Genomic DNA, 17,577 nt, shown 5'->3' on the forward strand with positions numbered 1-17,577 from the left:
CCACCACCGGAACCACCGGGCCCCCCTTCTCCCTGATTCAGGCAGGCAACCCATGTCTCTCTCCCGCAGAAACTTCGTCATCGCCACCTCGGTAGCCGCCGGCGGCTCCATGGTCCTGTCCGCGTGCAGCAGCGGTGGGGGAGGCGGTGGCGGTACGTCGGGGGGCGGTGGCGCGGCCGGGACCGACAAGTTCGCGTCGGTCAGCATCGGCACCGCGAAGGACTCCACGGGGCCCGCGCCGGAGATCCCGGGGGCGAAGAAGGGCGGCACGATCCGGCCGATCGGCCCGCAGGACTTCTCGCACCTCGACCCGCAGCGCATCTACTACTCGTGGAACTCCGAGCTGGGCAACCTCTACATCCGCTGCCTGACCGGCTACCGGATCGACGGCGGCGCGATGAAGCTCGTCGGCGACCTCGCCACCGACACCGGCACCATGTCGGACGGCGGCAAGACCTGGACCTTCACCCTGAAGGACGGGCTGAAGTGGGAGGACGGCAGCGAGCTGACCGTCGAGGACGTACGGCACGGCATCGAGCGCGGCTTCGCCGGCTTCACCACCGAGGGCGCCACCTACCTCCAGGCCGCGCTGACCGGCACCAACGACTTCCGCTCGGTCTACAAGGGCCCGTACGACGGCAAGCACCTCGACTCGGTCGTCACGGACGCCGCGAAGAAGACGATCACCTTCCACCTCAAGACGGCCCGCCCGGACCTCAACTGGACTCTGGCGATGCAGTCGTACGGAGCGGTGTCCGCCAAGCACGACACCAAGGAGAAGTACGACAAGGACCCGTTCTCCTGCGGCCCGTACCGGCTCAAGGCGCACTCCGTCGACAAGTCGCTGACGATGGTCCGCAACCCCCACTGGGACCCGGCGACCGACCCGATCCGCAACGCGTACCCGGACACGTTCACCTTCGAGTTCGGCCCCGAGGCGCTGCAGAGCACCGACCGGCTGATCGCGGACTCGGGGACCGACCAGTACGCGGTGATGGCGTACAGCGGGGTGCCGGCGGAGCGTATCCAGAAGGTGCTGTCGACGCCCGCGCTGAAGAGCCGGACCATCGACGGACTGCTGACCGGCCTGTACTACTACGCCATCAACTGTCGGCGGATCACCGATGTGAGGGTCCGTCAGGCGCTCAACTACGCCTGGCCGTTGCAGCAGATCCGGACCATCTACGGCGGCCCTTCCGCCGGTGACTACGCGACCACGGTCCTCGGCCCGGACATGGCGGGCCGGGTGAAGTTCGACATCTACGGCAAGCTGACGAAGCCGCAGGGCGACACGGCGAAGGCCAAGGCGCTGCTGAAGGAGGCCGGCAAGCTCGGCCAGAAGATCGTCTACACGTACCCGCAGGGTGGCAACGACGCCTACGAGAAGACGAAGGTCGTCATCGCGGGCGCCCTCAAGGAGGCGGGCTTCGACCCGGTGATCAAGCCGGTGGAGTCGACCAGCTACTACGACCAGGTCCAGCAGATCGACAACTCCTTCGACGTGATGTGGTTCGGCTGGTCCCCCGACTGGCCCACCGGCTACACCATGCTCCAGCCCCTCTTCGACGGCCGGACGATCGCCAACGGCTCCAACAACGTCTCGCAGCTGAAGGCGAGCTGGGTCGACGCCGCGATCGACAAGGCCGCCGCCCTCACCGACCCGACGCGGGCGAACGCGGCGTGGGCGGCCCTGGACAAGGAGCTCATGGAGAAGGAGGCGCCGATCATTCCCGAGACGTATCAGCGGCGCTTCTATCTGTACGGCAGCAAGGTCGGTGGGACCGAGTACGACCCCCTGAACTCGTCGTTCGTTCTCTACAAGCTGTACGCCAAGGCGTAGGCGGTTCTTTGCTGCGGCCCGTGGGGGCTGGTCGCGCAGTTCCCCGCGCCCCTGAGGGGGCGCCCCCAGCGGGGCGCCCCAGTCCGCCCACCCGACCACCCCCGGCGCCGGTCCAGCCCACCACGGACCGGTGCCGGGGGTTCCGCCAGGGAATCCGATCGCCATGTTCCGCTTCATCCTCCGCCGGACGCTCAGCGCGCTGATGATCCTCCTCGTCATCAGCGCCATCACGTTCGTCCTCTTCTACGTCGCCCCGCGCGACCCGGCCCGCAGCGCCTGCGGCAAGCTCTGCACCCCGGAGACGCTCGCGCTCGTCCGGCGCAACCTGGGCATCGACGACCCGCTGCCGGTGCAGTACTGGCACTGGCTGGCGGGGGTGTTCGCGGGCCGCGACTACGCCGGCCTCGGCCACTGCGCGGCGCCCTGCCTCGGCTACTCCTTCACCAACCACGAGCCGGTCCTCGGCCTGATCACCAACCGCTTCCCCACCACCCTGTCCCTCACGCTGGGCAGCACGGTGGTGTTCGTGGTGCTCGGTGTCGGTACGGGCATGCTGGCGGCGGTGAAGCAGGGCCGGGCCCTGGACAAGATCGCGTCGTCGGTCTCGCTGATCGGGTCGTCCCTGCAGATCTACATCGTCGGTGTGGTGGCCATGTACTACCTCTCCGACCAGTGGGGCATCCTCCCCCGCCCCCAGGACAGCGTCGGCTTCAGCCAGGACCCGGTGGCCTGGTTCAAGGGCCTGCTGCTGCCCTGGTTCGTCCTCGCGATCATCTTCACCGCCAACTACACCCGGATGACCCGCTCCCAGCTCGTGGAGACCCTCGCCGAGGACTACGTCCGTACGGCCCGCGCCAAGGGCCTGTCCCGGCGCACGGTGTTCTTCCGGTTCGCCTGGCGGGGCGCGATGGGCCCGATCGTCACGATCCTGGGCCTCGACATCGGCTATCTGCTCGGCGGCGCGATCATCACGGAGGAGACCTTCGGCCTGCACGGCATCGGCGCCCTGTCCATCAAGGCGGTACGGGACAACGACCTGCCGCTGCTGCTGGGGGTGGTCCTGGTGGCCGCGGCGGCGATCGTCGTGGCGAACATCGTGGTGGACGCGGTGTACGCGCTGATTGACCCGCGGATCAGGCTGGCGTAGGAAAACCCGGTGACCTCATTGGCAGAGCCGCCTGAGCCGAGCACCACTGCCCCCTTCCTCCCCTTCCTCTCCGTACGGGACCTGAAGGTGCACTTCGCCACCGACGACGGCGTGGTGAGAGCGGTGGACGGCCTGTCCTTCGACGTGGGGCGCGGCCGGACCCTGGGCATCGTCGGCGAGTCCGGCTCCGGCAAGTCGGTGACGAACCTGGCGATCCTGGGCCTGCACGACCGCGGGCGCACCACGCTGGCCGGGGAAATCGTCCTGGACGGCAAGGAGTTGCTGACGGCGCGGGAACGCGAGCTGGAGCGGCTGCGCGGCAACAGGATGGCGATGATCTTCCAGGACGCGCTGGCGTCCCTGTCGCCGTACCACACGGTGGGCCGCCAGATCGCGGAGACGTACGCCAAGCACACGGGCGCGTCCCGGAGGGAGTCCAGGGCCCGTGCGGTGGAGATGCTCAGGCGCGTGGGCATCCCGCAGCCGGCGCTCCGGGCCGACGACTACCCGCACCAGTTCTCGGGCGGTATGCGCCAACGGGTGATGATCGCCATGGCGTTGGTCTGCGACCCGGAACTCCTCATCGCCGACGAACCGACGACAGCCCTGGACGTCACGGTGCAGGCCCAGATCATGGACCTCCTGAAGGACCTCCAGCAGGAGTGCGGCACGTCGATCGTCTTCATCACGCACGACTTGGGCGTCATCTCCCGTATGGCGGACGACATCCTGGTGATGTACGCGGGCCGGGCGGTGGAGCGCGGCACCCGCGACGAGGTCCTGCGGTCGCCTGAACACCCGTACACCTGGGGCCTGTTGGGCGCGATGCCCACCCTGCGCGCCCCGGTGGAGATCCCCCTCTCCCCGATCCCCGGCACACCCCCGTCACTCCTTGACCCCCTCCCGGGCTGCCGCTTCGAACCACGCTGCGCCTTCACGGAACAAACCCCGGAGGGCCACTGCGCAACCCGCCGCCCCACCCTCCCCCGTACGGCCGCCCATGGCGCGGCCTGCCATCTGACGCGGGCGCAGCGCGGGCAGTACTACCTGGACTATGTGGGTGCGGACACGAGGTGACACGACCTGGCTGATCGCTACCCTCCGGGCATGGACTACGCGAAGATGCGCACGATCGCCGAGAAGCTCACGGCCTTCGCCGACTCGCTCGAAGGGGCCTGGAAGGTCGAGATCGGCCCTTCGGGCCCCTTCCTGGCCATGCTCAGCCCGTCGAAGCGTCACGCGGGTACGGTCCGGCGCATCCGCACCCAGCTCGACGCCCAACTGCCGGACACACACCCTGGCTACATCTGCGCGAACGGCCCCGAGATCGAGCACCCGGCGATAAGCCGCATGCGCCGCCCGGATGCCGTCGTCATCCCCGAGGACATCCTCGACGAGGAGGGACTCGCCGTCGACGCGACCCAGGTGCTGGCGGTCATCGAGATCGTCTCGCCGTCCAACCCCAACAACGACTACGGCGAGAAGCTCACCGAGTACCCGGCCATGGGCATCGCCCACTACCTGATCGTCGATCCCCGCACGGGCACCATCGAGGTGCACTCCGATCCGTGCAAGGGCCGTTACCAGCAAAAGGACCCCTACATCTTCGGCGACTCGGTGCCGGTCGGTCCCTGGACGGTGGAGACACACGCGTTTCGCCGTTACGGGAAGGCCGGGAACGACCCGAGCTGAAGGCCGCCGGCGGTCAGCCCAGGTCCCCGCGCTCCACGCAGAACTCGTTGCCCTCCGGGTCGGCCATCAGGAGCCAGCCGGTGCCGTCGGGCCTGCGGTGGTCCGCGACGAGCCGGGCGCCGAGGGAGACCACGCGCTCGACCTCCTCGTCGCGGGTGCGTCCGTGCGGGCGCAGGTCGAGGTGAACGCGGTTCTTGGCCGTCTTGCCCTCTGGCACCCGGACGAAGAGCAACCTCGGCCCGCCGTCCGGATCCTGGATCAACGCCTCCGGGTCGCCCGGCTTGTCGTCGTCGGCCAGCGGCCGGCCGAGCAACTCGCTCCAGAACAGCCCGAGATCGTAGGGATCGCCGGTGCAGTCGAAGGTGATGCTGTGGATTGTGGAGAAGGACAACGAGGCCTCCAGACCATGTGAGGGACAGCAGCTGTGAGGGTCCCTGACCCGGCATCCGCCTGTCGAACGAATAAAAGAGGCCGGGGGTGAGGAGCTGATGCTCCTCACCCCCGGCCCATGTCACGCGTGTTCCGGGCTCAGCCCTCCGTGGCGTCCGCCTCCAGCGCCTTCAGCGCCGGGTCCAGTATCACGTCCTGGTCGCGGGCCTCCGTCGTCGGGTCCTCCGGGAAGTGGCAGGCCGTCAGGTGGTTCTCACGGTTGCCGGAGATCTGGAGCAGCGGGGGCTCCTCGCTCGCGCACTTGTCCTGTGCCTTCCAGCAGCGCGTACGGAAACGGCAGCCGGACGGCGGGTGGATCGGCGAGGGGACGTCACCGGCGAGACGGATGCGCTCGCGGGACTCCGACTCGTCGTCCATCGCCACCTCGGGGACGGCGGACAGCAGGGCGTGGGTGTACGGGTGACGCGGGCGGTTGTAGATCGAGTCCCGGTCGCCGACCTCGACGATCTTGCCGAGGTACATCACCGCGACCCGCTGCGAGAAGTGCCGCACGATGGCCAGGTCGTGGGCGATGAACAGGAACGCGATGCCCATCTCCTCCTGGACCTTCTTGAGGAGGTTCACCACCTGGGCCTGGATGGAGACGTCCAGCGCGGAGACCGGCTCGTCCGCCACGATCAGCTTCGGCTTCAGGGCGAGCGCGCGGGCCACCCCGATGCGCTGACGCTGGCCGCCGGAGAACTCGTGCGGGAAGCGGTTGTAGTGCTCGGGGTTGAGCCCGACCAGCTCCAGCAGCTCCCGTACCTTCTTCTCCCGGCCGCCCGCCGGATCGATCCCGTTGACCTCCATCGGCGACTTGATGATCGTGCCGACGGTCTGGCGCGGGTTCAGGGAGCTGTACGGGTCCTGGAAGATCATCTGGATCTCGGAGCGGACCGGCGCCAGCTGCTTGCGCGAGGCGTGCGTGATGTCCTGCCCGGAGTACGTGATCTTGCCGCCGGTCGGCTCCAGGAGGCGGGTGATGAGCCGGCCCGCGGTCGACTTGCCGCAGCCGGACTCGCCGACCATGCCGACGCTCTCGGCGACACCGATGGTCAGATCGATGCCGTCGACCGCCTGTACGGCGCCGACCTTCCGCTTGATCGGGAAGCCGCCGTAGATCGGGAAGTGCTTCTTGAGGCCCTCGATCCGGAGCAGTTCCTCGGTCGACGTACCGGTGGAATCCTGCTGTGTGGGGAGGGTGAGGTTCTCGCTCATGTCTCGGTGCTCCCTAGCGCAGCCGGGGCTGGATCTTGTCGATGAAGATGGTCTGCTTCTGCTCCGCCGACAGGTGGCACGCGGAGGCGCGCCCGTCCGCCAACGACGGCCGTGCGTCGGTGCACAGGCTGCCCGACACCTCGCCGGTGAAGGCGCAGCGCGGGTGGAAAGCGCAGCCCGTGGGCGGGTTGAGCAGCGAGGGCGGCGAGCCGGGGATCGGCGTCAGCGCCTCGTCGATGTCACCGTCCAGGCGCGGCATGGAGCTGAGGAGGCCCCAGGCGTACGGGTGCTGCGGCGTGCGGAGGACTTCCTTCACGGTGCCGCGCTCCACGGCCCGGCCCGCGTACATCACCAGCAGGTCGTCGGCCATGTTCGAGATGACGCCGAGGTCGTGCGTGATGAAGATGATCGCGGAGCCGAACTCCTGCTGGAGGTCCTTGAGCAGGTCCAGGATCTGGGCCTGCACCGTCACATCCAGCGCGGTGGTGGGCTCGTCGGCGATCAGCAGGTCGGGGTCGCACATCAGCGCCATGGCGATCATCGCGCGCTGGCGCATACCGCCGGAGAACTGGTGGGGATAGTCGTCGAAGCGCGTCTTGGGCTGCGGGATGCCGACCTTCTCCAGCATCTGCACGGCCCGGTCCCTGGCCTCTTTCTTGGAGGCCCCGGTGTGCTTCATGTAGGGCTCGGACAGCTGGCGGCCCACCGTGTAGTACGGGGAGAGCGCGGTCAGCGGGTCCTGGAAGATCATCGCCATCTTGTTGCCGCGGAGCTGCTCGAGCTCCTTCTCCGTGGCGGTGACGAGCTCCTTGCCGTCGAGGACGATCTCGCCGTCGACGGTGGTGCTCGCCGGGTTGTGCAGACCGAGGATCGTCAGGTTCGTGACGGACTTGCCCGATCCGGACTCGCCCACGATGCCGAGGGTCTTGCCGCGCTCGACGTCGAAGGAGAGCCCGTCGACCGCCTTGACGATGCCGTCCTCGGTGGAGAACTGCACCTTGAGATCGCGGACCGAGAGGAAGCTGTCCGGACCGGTCGGGGCCGGTGCGCCCTCGGGCTTGGTCAGTGTGGTCACGGTGGTTCGTTCTTCCTAGGAGAGCCGGACGCGCGGGTCGATATAGGCGTACACGATGTCGGTAAGAATGTTCAGGATCAGGATGAAGAAGGCCCCGAACAGCATGATGCCCATCGTCAGCGGGAGGTCCTTGGTGACCGCCCCGTCCACGGCGAGACGGCCGATTCCCTGGAGGGAGAAGGTCAGTTCGGTGACGACACCGCCGCCGAGCAGGGCACTGATGTCGATGCCGAGCACGGTGACGATCGGAATCAGCGAACCGCGCCAGGCGTAGCGGAAGAAGACGTACCTCTGTGACATGCCCTTGGCACGCGCGGTGCGGACGTGTTCCTCGGCGAGCTGCTCGATCATCGAGGCACGTGCCATACGCGTGTACTGCGCGGTGAAGATGGTGGCCAGGATGACCATCGGGATGGACAGTCCGACGAGCCAGCCGACCGGGTCCTGGGTGAACGGCACGTACTTGGGGTCTTCCATCCAGCCCGTCTGGTAGACGAGGACCGTCAGCGCGATCGGGCCGAGGAAGTAGATCTGGAACGAGCTGAGCACCATGGACGAACCGGCGGCGATCTTGTCGGTCAGGGTGCCGCGCTTGTAGGCGGCGAGCAGCCCGGTACCGAGGCCCACGAACAGGAAGATGACCAGCGAGCCGACCGTCAGCGACAGGGTCAGCGGGAAACGGTCCATGATCGTGTCCCAGACCATGTCGCCCGAGTAGAACGACTGCCCGAGGCACGGGGCGGAGCAGTGACCGGTGGGGAAGTCACGGCCCATCACGATGCCGGACATGAAGTCCCAGAACTGCTGCGCGATCGGCAGGTTGAGGCCGAGCGCCGTACGGATCTCCTCGAGTCTCGTGGGCGAACAGTCCTTGCCACAGGCCAGCGAGGCGTAGTCGGAGGGCGCGGCGACGAACAGGAAGAAGGTGGCCGCACCGATCAGGAACAGGGTGACGACGGCACCGACCGTGCGCCGGAGGATGAACTGAAACATGGCGGGAGGGCTGCTCTCTGCGGAGACGGTGGAGACGGTGTGGGGCGTGGTTCACGGAACCGCGGGGGTGCGCTCCGCCTGGTGCGCACCCCCGCGGTCAGCCGTACAGAGTTACGACTTCAGGAACAGTCGGGTGACGTCGATGTAGCTCGACTCGGTGCTGTAGCGGGCACCGCCGATGTTCGAACCGTAGAGCTGGAGCTGCTTGGTGTACCAGAGCGGGGCGGCCGGGAGGACCTTCTCCAGGATGTAGTGGTGCGCATCCCGCCAGGTCGCGGCGGCCTCGGTCGGCTCCTGGGTCAGAGCCTTCTTGATGAGCTTCTGGACCTCGGGGTCGTTGATGTGCGAGTAGTTCGGCGCACCGTCGGCGACCTGGTCACCGTCGTAGATCGGGGTGACGACCGTGGCCGCCGACGGCCAGTCCTGGCCCCAGCCCGAGATGTAGATGTCGTACGGGTTCTTGAGCTTGCCGATCTGCTCGTAGTAGCTCGCGGAGTCGACCTCCTTGGCCACGACGGTGATGCCGATCTTGCTCAGCGCGTCCTCGATCGCGACCTTGCGCTTCTGGCCGGCCTCGCTGTTGGAGTACGCGAAGACGAGCTTCTTCTCGGCGGCCGGAACGTCCTTGAGGAGCTCCTTGGCCTTCGCGATGTTGCCCTGCGGCATCTTCAGACGGCCGTACGGGTCGTACGTGGGCTCGTAGCCCGGCAGCGTCGGGGCGAAGAGGTTCGGGGCGACGTCACCGCCGTACACACCACCCTCACCGGCGATGAGCGACTTCGAGTTGATGCCGTAGGCGACGGCCTCGCGGACCGCCTTGTTCTTGACGCGGTCCAGGTTGAAGTTCAGCGACATGACGTAGGGCTGGTAGCCCTTGATCGTGCGCTTGTTGACGGCGGCGTTGCCGACGACGTCCTGGACCTGGGTGGCCTCGACGGAGCCGGTGAGCTGGATCGCGTTCTTGGTCGCGCCCTGGTCGGCGATCAGACGGCTCGTCTGGGTCGACTCGGTGACACCGAAGTCGAAGTTCCAGCCGTCGACGTACTGGTGGCGCACCGAGTCGGTCTTCGGGTCCCAGTTCGTGTTCTTGACGAGCTTCATGGCCTTGCCGGCCTTGTACTCGGCGATCTTGTACGGGCCGGTCGAGACCGGGGCCTTGTCGTACTTCGCCTTCGTGTCGGTCTTCGCCGGCACGACGGAGTAACCCGGCATCGCGAGCGTCTGCGGAAGGTCCGGACGCGGCACGTCGAAGTGGAAGACGACGGTCTTGGGGTCCGGGGTGTCCAGGACGTTGGCCGGCAGGTGCTTGGAGCCGAAGCCGCCGTCCTTCAGCGCGTCGCGGTACTTCGGGCCGCTCAGCCAGGTCTGCAGGTAGGTCGGGCCGTCGAAGATGAACGCCGCGTACTGGCGCTCGATGGTGTGACGGATGTCGGCGGACGTGATCACGTTGCCGTTCTGGTCCTTCACGCCGTCCTTCAGCGTGTACGTCCAGGTCTTGCCGCCGTCCGAGGACTTGCCCGAGTCGGTCGCGAGGTCGCCGACGACCGAGGTGCCGCCCTTGCCGTCCTCAGAGAAGTTGGTCAGGCCGCGGAAGAGCAGGTTAGCGACCTGGCCACCGTCGGAGACGTAGATCTGACCCGGGTCCAGGTGCGAGAGGCCCGCCTCCTGGTAGACCTCGACGGTGCCACCGGGCTTCGCGCCGGGAACCTCCGCGGCCGGGCCGGTCGACGCGGCGGCGTCAGCGTAGACGACCGCCTTCGACTGCTGGGAGGCCTCCGCCTGGTCCTTCTTGGAGTCCTTGCCAGTGCTGCCGCCCTTGTTCTCGGAGCAGCCGGTGAGCACGAGGGAGCCGGTCGCGACGACGACCATGATGGCCCGCGCTCTGCGGGAGTTGAACGACTTCATGAGGCTGAAGCACCTACCTGTCGGTTGTTATCCATGAGTACTGCCTGACGCGGCTGGTAGGCCGACGCGGGGGCGGCAGTCACCCCCCACCAATGGACGTCAGCGTCCGGACTTGGGGTCGAACGCGTCCCGAACGGAGTCTCCGAGGAGGTTGAAGCACAGGACGAAGATCACCAGGGCTGTGCCCGGGAAGAACATGAACGCCGGATCCTGCTTGGCGTAGCCGGAGGCGGCGGCGAACAGCCGCCCCCAGTCCGGGGTCGGCTCGACGAACCCGACACCGGCGAACGAGAGGAACGCGATGGTGAGAATGGTGCTGGGGAGCTGGTACGTGAACTGCACCAGGATCGGTGAGACCACGTTGGGCAGGATCTCCTTGCGGACGATTCGCCACGGTGACGCGCCCGAGACCTTCGCGGCCTCGACGAACTCACGCTCGCGCAGGGACAGCACGGTGGAGCGCACGAGGCGCGCCATGCCCATCCAGCCCAGTACCCACAGCACGATGAGGATCGCCAGCGCCCGGAAATAGGTGGGGGTCGATTCCCGGGGGTCGACGAAGAACGCGGTCACCACCGGCATGAACGCGATGAAGAACAGCTGTGAGGGGAAGGACAGGAAGAAGTCGGTGACCCGACCGATCCAGTAGTCGGTACGACCGCCGGCGTAACCGCCGATCAGACCGATGAGAACACCGGTGGCCACCACCAGGACGGTCACGGCCACCGCCATGAACAGCGAGGTACGCATGCCGTACATCAGCATGGCGAACAGGTCGCGGCCGTACTGCGGCTCCACGCCGAACCAGTGCGTGCCCGAGACACCGCCGAAGTAGCCGAGCGGCAGGCCGAAGTCGTCGAGGACGGGAGTGTCCGCGTACGTCGGGTCCTGGCCGTACAGCGTGTACGGGTTGGTGCCGCTGAGCTTGGTGAGCAGCGGTGCCGCGAGGGAGATGACGAAGTAGAAAATGACTACCACGGCACAGATCACACCGGTACGGTCACGCTTGAAGCGCTGCCACATCAACTGCCCGGGGGAACGACCCTCAAGCTTCTTCGGGCCCTTGACGGGCTCGGTGGTCGTATCGAGCTCGGGGTCCAAGGCGATCGAGGGCCCGGCGCCTTCAGCCTTGGCTGGACTGGTCATGTGTTTCTTCCCCCGGGGGGTTGGAGAGTCGAGCGCAGCACAGATACCGGCGGGTTCTGTGGTTTGGGGGAACTTTCGCCAAGTAAGTCAACGCGCGTCAAGGCCGGAAGGCATAGGGATCTCCCTACCGTCTATATTTTGAGCAAAAATTGCAAAGACTGACACCTGCGCGCGCTTGACACGCCGGACAGCATGTCGACTAAACGGACATATGCGGTTCAGTTTCTGTTTACATGTCCGAAACTTGATCGTTGGTTCACCGGTATCCGAACAGCCTGGCACAGCGCACGGACAGTGTCGTGAGAAGCGGGACGAACCCGCTTGCGGCCTGACATCACGGACACGCCGAGGGCCCGGCGCCCCACAGACGGGGGCCGGGTCCTCGTGACGCGAGGATCAGCGCACGATCAGTTGTGCTTGGCGCGGCTCGCGGTGCGACCGCGCTCCTTCTGGTCCAGCACGACCTTGCGGATGCGAACGGCCTCCGGAGTCACCTCGACGCACTCGTCGTCGCGGCAGAACTCCAGGGACTGCTCCAGGGAGAGCTTGCGCGGCGGGACGATCGCCTCGAACGAGTCGGCGGACGCCGAGCGCATGTTGGTGAGCTTCTTCTCCTTGGTGATGTTCACGTCCATGTCGTCGGAGCGCGAGTTCTCGCCGACGATCATGCCCTCGTACACCTCGGTGCCGGGGTCGGTGAACAGCACACCGCGCTCCTGGAGGTTCGTCATCGCGAAGGCGGTGACGGCGCCCGAGCGGTCGGCGACCAGCGAACCGTTGTTACGGGTCGTCAGAACGCCGAACCACGGCTCGTGGCCCTCGTGGATGGAGTGGGCGATGCCCGTGCCGCGCGTACCGGTGAGGAACTCGGTACGGAAGCCGATGAGGCCGCGGGAGGGGACGACGAACTCCAGCCGGACCCAGCCGGAGCCGTGGTTCGACATGTTGTCCATCCGGCCCTTGCGGACACCCATGAGCTGCGTGACCGCGCCCATGTGCTCCTCGGGCACGTCGATCGTCATGCGCTCGACGGGCTCGTGGACCTTGCCGTCGATCACCTGGGTGACGACCTGCGGCTTGCCGATGGTCAGCTCGAAGCCCTCACGGCGCATCTGCTCGACCAGGATGGCGAGCGCCAGCTCACCACGGCCCTGGACCTCCCAGGCGTCGGGACGCTCGGTGTCGAGGACACGCAGCGAGACGTTACCGATCAGCTCGCGGTCGAGACGGTCCTTGACCTGACGGGCCGTCACCTTGCGGTCCTTGACGGCGGCCTTGTTGTCCGCGCCCTTGCCGGACGCGCCGCGGCCGACCATCGGCGAGGTGTTCGTACCGATGGTCATGGAGATCGCCGGCTCGTCCACCGTGATGAGCGGCAGCGCGATCGGGTTCTCGGTGTCGGCGAGGGTCTCACCGATCATGATGTCCGGGATACCGGCGACGGCACAGATGTCACCGGGGCCGGCCTTCTCGGCGGGCTTGCGGGTGAGCGCCTCGGTCATCAGGAGCTCGGTGATGCGCACGTTGGACATCGTGCCGTCACGCTTGATCCAGGTGACGGTCTGGCCCTTGCGCAGCTCGCCCTGCTCGACGCGGAGCAGCGCGATACGGCCGAGGAAGTTGTCGGCGTCCAGGTTGGTGACGTGCGCCTGGAGCGGGGCCTCCTCGTCGTACGACGGGGCCGGGACGTGCGACAGGATCGTGGAGAAGAACGGCTCCAGGTTCTCGCTGTCGGCCGGGACCGTGCCGTTCTCCGGCTTGGTCAGCGAGGCGACACCGTCACGCGCACACGCGTAGACGATGGGGAACTCGATCTGCTCCTCGTCCGCGTCCAGGTCCAGGAAGAGGTCGTACGTCTCGTTGACGACCTCGTCGATCCGGGAGTCCGGGCGGTCGGTCTTGTTGATGCACAGGATCACCGGCAGACGCTGCTGGAGCGCCTTGCGCAGCACGAACCGGGTCTGCGGCAACGGCCCTTCGGAGGCGTCGACGAGCAGAACGACGGCGTCCACCATCGACAGACCGCGCTCGACCTCGCCACCGAAGTCGGCGTGGCCCGGGGTGTCGATGATGTTGATGGTGATGACGTCGCCGCCATCCTTCGGGTGGTACTTGACGGCCGTGTTCTTGGCCAGGATCGTGATGCCCTTCTCACGCTCCAGGTCGTTCGAGTCCATCATGCGGTCGTCGAGCGACTCGGCGGCGTGCGCGGCGAAGGCACCGGCCTGCTTCAGCATGGCGTCGACCAGGGTGGTCTTGCCATGGTCGACGTGGGCGACGATGGCGACGTTGCGGATGTCGTGGCGCGTGGCCATATTGCGGCGTACTCCCGGCTTGAGTGGATGGCCTGCGCGTACATCTGTGTTACGCGGACCCTGCCGGGCTGAACATGCCACGGCCTTACCCCATCGTACGGGCCCGGCGCGGTAGGGGCTCGCCGGGCCGTACGGGTGAGGCGACCGTCACGGTCGGGGCGACGGCTTGCTGCCCGGGGTCGCGCTCTTCTTCAGGAACCCCATGTCCTCGTAGTGGGGTGTCTGGAAGCCGAAGGCACCCACGTTGGCGACGTTCTTGCGCACGGCCGTGAGCTGGGGGCGTTGGAAGAGGGGAATGGACCCGCCGGCCGCCCAGATCCGGGCGTCGGCCTTGCGCACCAGCTTGGCCGACCGGCCCTCGTCCAGGGTGGCGATGGCCTGGTCGAACAGCTGGTCCACCTGGTCGGTGCCGACGCGGGTGTAGTTCTGCTCGACGTTGAGCGAACCGTCGGCGGCGGGCACCGGCTTGGCGTAGATGGGCCGGGCGTCGGTGGCGGGGAAGGCGGACGCGGGCCATGAGTACAGGGCCAGGTCGTACTCCCCGTTGGCGATGTGGTCCTTGAAGTAGCTGTCGTCGGACACCTTCGTGACGGCGGTACGGATACCGACCTGGTCCAGCATCCGCGCGATCCGCTCACCCACGGCCCGCAGCGTGGCGGAGCCCGGCCCCGACGGCAGCACGAACCGCAGGGTCAGCGGCTTGCCGTCCTTGGCGAGCGCCCCGACTGCGGCCCCGGCGGCAGCGGGGGTGCCCTTCGGCGCGTAGGCACCCCCGGGCACACCGCCCCGCTCCGGGTGCTCGCCGACCCGGGCGACACTCGTCCTCGCGCGCCCGACCTGAGAATCCCGGGGGTCCTGGTGGTCCTCCCGGACGGGCTCGCCGTACGGCTTGTCGTCGTCGCCGACGACATAGGTCCCGTCGTCCTCGCCGCTGGTCCCGCTGCTCTTACCCGCCTTCGTGGAGGCCTTCGGGGATGCCGTCGTGGAGGTCTTCGGAGACGCCTTCGAAGAGGCCTTCGGTGAGGCGGACTGGCCGTCGGCCTTCTTGCCCTCTCCCCCGGCGACCTTCTCACCCTCCTTCTTCTTGGGCTTCCCGAGCGGGCCGCCGTGCACCCAGCCGGCGTCGGCGAGGAGCGCCTCGGCCTCGTGGGTGTCCTTGCCGCCGAGCGCGCCGCTGTTGTCGGCGTAGGCGGCCTGCCCGGAGAGCGCGAGATGACTGCCGACGGGTACGGCGGGCAGCCCCAGGGGCTTGAGCACGAGACGGGCGATCGCCTTGCGGTCCAGCGCACGGGCGACGGCCCGGCGGACGCGCTCGTCGGCGAGGGGGCCGTCGACGCCGTTCAGGGCGAGCTGGGTGTAGGCGGGTTCCAGCGACTTGCGCACCTCGAACGCGCTGAGCGACTGCTGTTGCGCGGCGTATCGGGTGGCCGCGTGGGGCTGCTCGCGTCGGGCGCCGGGGCCCTGGAGGGGGGTGGGCTTGCCGCGCGAGGCGAGAACGATGCGTTCGGCCTCGGCGGGGTCGATCTCGGCGACGTCCACCTTCCCGGCGGCGAGCGCCTCGGTGCGCTTGTCGCGCGGTACGGCGTGCAGCACGATCTTGTCGAGCCGGGCGGGGTGCCCCCACCAGCGCGGGTTGCGGACGAGGACGACGTCGCCGTCCGCCTTGGCGACCTTCTTGAGGTTGAAGGCCCCCGCAGTGACCTTGAGCTTGCGCCGCGCGCCGTCGTTGAAGGAGTCCGGGGTGCCCATGACCTCCTTGGGGTACAGGGGCGAGAACAGCGACTTCCAGTCGGCGTAGGGCCGGCTGAAGGTGACCTTGACCTCGAGGTCGTTCGCGCCGCGCTGCACCTTCTCGATGCGGTCGTACCCGGCGTTGCGGGCGGTCCAGTACGCCGAGTCCTTGCCGGACAGGGCACGCCACTGGGCGGCGAAGTCGGCGGCGCCGATCTCCCGGCCGTCGCTCCAGACGGCCTGCTGGTGCAGCTTGTAGAGGACGACCTGCTTGGGCTCGGTGTCGACGACCTTCGCGGACTCCAGGAAGTCCGCGTTGCGCTTGGCCCGCCCGTTCGCGTCGAGCCGGTACATCGACGGCAGCACGGCCTGCGCGACGCGGGTGGTCGTCGCGTCGGCGTCCGCCTGGAAGGTGTTGAGCGTCTCCGGTACGGAGTCCACCGCCCAGCGCAGGGTGCCGCCGTCGGCGAGCCGGGCGCGGCCGGCGGGGGCGATGTCCTGCCCGGCGAGCGGTTTGCTCTCTTCGTCCTGGTCGCCACCGCACGCGGTGAGCAGGGGCACGGCGAGTACGCCGGCGGTGAGGAAGGCGACCGAGCGCATGACCGCGCGCAGTCCGACGCCGTGGTGGGACATCTCTGCTTACCTCCGGGAGCCGCGAGCGTTATGATCACTTTTGGTGGGATATAGAGTTGATCGCATGTATTCGGCCACTGAAGAGGAAAGGGTTCGGCAACAGACGGCGACACGGCGGCAACGGCCGGGAAGCCCACCCGTGCGGCGCAGCGCACCACGGAACGCACCGACGCGCCTCGGCCAATCGGTGCACATCCCTTCCCACCGAGAGGTGTGACGCGCAACACTCGCAGGCGCATGAACGTTGCCGCCCAGGGCTCCGGCCTACGGAAGTGAGGTCACGTCATGTCCGTGAACGACGAACTGACATCCATCCAGCGCAGCCTCGACGACCTGCTGCGCGCCACAGGCCGCCTGGAACAGCAGATCGGCAAGGGCAGCCTGGAACTGCGCCGCCTGCGCAGCGACGCCAACCACCTGCGCGAAAGCCTCGCGCTGCTCCGCGAGGCCGCCCCGGGGCTCGCGGAACCCCGACGCCCGGACCTCGTGTCCATCTCCGACACCCCGTACGACAACACCCTGTGGACGGACTCGGACGACGAAGGACTCGGCGCCCGCGACCGGCACGCCCCCTGAGAATCCGACCGGAGCTCTCCCTTGGCCACTGGCACCGAACCACCGGACACGGCCCCCCATCCGAAGAGCGGCGGCGTACGGACCCGTACGCGCGCCGCCATCGACGCCCCGCATCTGCGGACCGACCGCTGGTGGCTGGCGCCCGCCGCCACCGCCGCCGGTCTGCTGGCCTTCATCGTGTACTCGACCTGGCGGGCCTTCGCGAACGCCGACTACTACGCGGCCCCGTACGTCTCGCCGTTCTACTCACCCTGTCTGGCGGACAACTGCGCCCCCATGCGGCACGGCCCCAACGCCGACCTGTTCGGCAGCTGGTGGGGCATCTCCCCGGCGATCATCATCCTGATCTTCCCGCTGGGCTTCCGTCTGACCTGCTACTACTACCGCAAGGCGTACTACCGCGGCTTCTGGGCGTCCCCGCCCGCCTGCGCGGTGGCCGAGCCGCACAAGAAGTACACCGGCGAGACCCGCTTCCCCCTCGTCCTGCAGAACCTGCACCGCTACTTCTTCTACGCGGCCCTCGTGGTCGCCGGCATCCTCACCTACGACACCGCCCTGTCCTTCCGCGACGAGCACTACGCGTGGGGCCACATGGGCCTCGGCACCCTCGTCTTCCTGCTCAACATCACGCTGATCTGGGCGTACACGCTCTCCTGCCACTCCTGCCGGCACATCGTCGGCGGCAAGCTGAAGCACTTCTCCAAGCACCCCGTGCGGTACCGCGCCTGGCAGTGGGTCGGGAAACTCAACGCACGCCACATGCTGCTCGCCTGGGCGTCCCTGGTGAGCGTGGCCCTCGCCGACTTCTACGTGTACCTGGTCGCCTCCGGCGCTTTCGATGATCCGACCATCTTCTAGAGAAAAGGGAACAGCTTCT

Annotated in this window: 14 protein-coding genes; 6 read left to right on the forward strand and 8 right to left on the reverse strand. The window is 67.8% G+C overall.

Annotation, left to right across the window (positions count from 1 at the left end):
* Positions 1-52: 52 nt before the first annotated feature.
* The 4 genes from ADL01_RS32190 to ADL01_RS32205 all read left to right on the forward strand — a co-directional run bounded on the left by ADL01_RS32190 (position 53) and on the right by ADL01_RS32205 (position 4,679).
* Complete coding sequence (locus ADL01_RS32190; RefSeq protein ID WP_053745559.1) at positions 53-1,840, forward strand: ABC transporter substrate-binding protein; 1,788 nt, start codon at positions 53-55, stop codon at positions 1,838-1,840.
* A gap of 163 nt (positions 1,841-2,003) precedes the next feature.
* Positions 2,004-2,987 (forward strand): ABC transporter permease, encoded by a 984-nt coding sequence (locus ADL01_RS32195; RefSeq protein WP_053745560.1) that lies wholly within the window; start codon positions 2,004-2,006, stop codon positions 2,985-2,987.
* 9 nt (positions 2,988-2,996) lie between these two features.
* Positions 2,997-4,064 (forward strand): ABC transporter ATP-binding protein, encoded by a 1,068-nt coding sequence (locus tag ADL01_RS32200; RefSeq protein WP_234354865.1) that lies wholly within the window; start codon positions 2,997-2,999, stop codon positions 4,062-4,064.
* A 30-nt stretch (positions 4,065-4,094) separates the two neighbouring features.
* On the forward strand, positions 4,095-4,679 hold the full coding sequence (locus ADL01_RS32205) for a Uma2 family endonuclease (protein WP_053745561.1): 585 nt from the start codon (positions 4,095-4,097) through the stop codon (positions 4,677-4,679).
* A gap of 13 nt (positions 4,680-4,692) precedes the next feature.
* Here the strand turns inward: ADL01_RS32205 and ADL01_RS32210 are convergent, their stop codons facing one another.
* From ADL01_RS32210 to ADL01_RS32245, 8 genes are all read right to left on the reverse strand, one after another.
* Complete coding sequence (locus ADL01_RS32210; protein ID WP_053745562.1) at positions 4,693-5,070, reverse strand: VOC family protein; 378 nt, start codon at positions 5,068-5,070, stop codon at positions 4,693-4,695.
* A gap of 137 nt (positions 5,071-5,207) precedes the next feature.
* Complete coding sequence (locus ADL01_RS32215) at positions 5,208-6,326, reverse strand: ABC transporter ATP-binding protein (RefSeq protein WP_053745563.1); 1,119 nt, start codon at positions 6,324-6,326, stop codon at positions 5,208-5,210.
* Between the two features lie 13 nt (positions 6,327-6,339).
* A complete protein-coding gene (locus tag ADL01_RS32220) occupies positions 6,340-7,401 on the reverse strand; it encodes an ABC transporter ATP-binding protein (protein WP_053745564.1) in 1,062 nt (353 codons plus the stop codon).
* Between the two features lie 15 nt (positions 7,402-7,416).
* Entirely contained in the window at positions 7,417-8,394 is a 978-nt protein-coding gene (locus tag ADL01_RS32225) for an ABC transporter permease (protein ID WP_053745565.1), read from the reverse strand.
* Positions 8,395-8,505: 111 nt separating this feature from the next.
* Positions 8,506-10,299, reverse strand: coding sequence for an ABC transporter substrate-binding protein (locus tag ADL01_RS32230; RefSeq protein ID WP_053745566.1), 1,794 nt, complete (start codon positions 10,297-10,299; stop codon positions 8,506-8,508).
* Positions 10,300-10,398: 99 nt separating this feature from the next.
* Entirely contained in the window at positions 10,399-11,445 is a 1,047-nt protein-coding gene (locus tag ADL01_RS32235; protein ID WP_053745567.1) for an ABC transporter permease, read from the reverse strand.
* A gap of 407 nt (positions 11,446-11,852) precedes the next feature.
* On the reverse strand, positions 11,853-13,760 hold the full coding sequence (typA, locus tag ADL01_RS32240; protein WP_053745568.1) for a translational GTPase TypA: 1,908 nt from the start codon (positions 13,758-13,760) through the stop codon (positions 11,853-11,855).
* Between the two features lie 147 nt (positions 13,761-13,907).
* Positions 13,908-16,124 carry an ABC transporter family substrate-binding protein gene (locus ADL01_RS32245; RefSeq protein ID WP_053745569.1) on the reverse strand — a complete coding sequence of 739 codons (2,217 nt, stop codon included), beginning with the start codon at positions 16,122-16,124 and terminating at the stop codon, positions 13,908-13,910.
* A gap of 285 nt (positions 16,125-16,409) precedes the next feature.
* Between ADL01_RS32245 and ADL01_RS32250 the strand changes: the two genes are divergently transcribed.
* Together ADL01_RS32250 and ADL01_RS32255 are read left to right on the forward strand one after the other, a co-directional pair.
* Positions 16,410-16,700: a hypothetical protein gene (locus ADL01_RS32250; RefSeq protein WP_053745570.1), complete on the forward strand. Its 291-nt coding sequence runs from the start codon at positions 16,410-16,412 to the stop codon at positions 16,698-16,700.
* 21 nt (positions 16,701-16,721) lie between these two features.
* On the forward strand, positions 16,722-17,558 hold the full coding sequence (locus ADL01_RS32255) for a hypothetical protein (protein ID WP_053745571.1): 837 nt from the start codon (positions 16,722-16,724) through the stop codon (positions 17,556-17,558).
* Positions 17,559-17,577: the final 19 nt, after the last annotated feature.

This window comes from Streptomyces sp. NRRL WC-3618, assembly GCF_001280005.1.
Taxonomy (GTDB): domain Bacteria; phylum Actinomycetota; class Actinomycetes; order Streptomycetales; family Streptomycetaceae; genus Streptomyces.

Bases quoted from the DNA above. Each gene is read 5' to 3' on its own strand.
- ADL01_RS32190 (WP_053745559.1), top strand. From the start codon at position 53: ATGTCTCTCTCCCGCAGAAACTTCGTCATCGCCACCTCGGTAGCCGCC.
- ADL01_RS32195 (WP_053745560.1), top strand. From the start codon at position 2,004: ATGTTCCGCTTCATCCTCCGCCGGACGCTCAGCGCGCTGATGATCCTC.
- ADL01_RS32205 (WP_053745561.1), top strand. From the start codon at position 4,095: ATGGACTACGCGAAGATGCGCACGATCGCCGAGAAGCTCACGGCCTTC.
- ADL01_RS32215 (WP_053745563.1), bottom strand. From the start codon at position 6,326: ATGAGCGAGAACCTCACCCTCCCCACACAGCAGGATTCCACCGGTACG.
- ADL01_RS32225 (WP_053745565.1), bottom strand. From the start codon at position 8,394: ATGTTTCAGTTCATCCTCCGGCGCACGGTCGGTGCCGTCGTCACCCTG.
- ADL01_RS32230 (WP_053745566.1), bottom strand. From the start codon at position 10,299: ATGAAGTCGTTCAACTCCCGCAGAGCGCGGGCCATCATGGTCGTCGTC.
- ADL01_RS32235 (WP_053745567.1), bottom strand. From the start codon at position 11,445: ATGACCAGTCCAGCCAAGGCTGAAGGCGCCGGGCCCTCGATCGCCTTG.
- typA (WP_053745568.1), bottom strand. From the start codon at position 13,760: ATGGCCACGCGCCACGACATCCGCAACGTCGCCATCGTCGCCCACGTC.
- ADL01_RS32245 (WP_053745569.1), bottom strand. From the start codon at position 16,124: ATGTCCCACCACGGCGTCGGACTGCGCGCGGTCATGCGCTCGGTCGCC.
- ADL01_RS32250 (WP_053745570.1), top strand. From the start codon at position 16,410: ATGTCCGTGAACGACGAACTGACATCCATCCAGCGCAGCCTCGACGAC.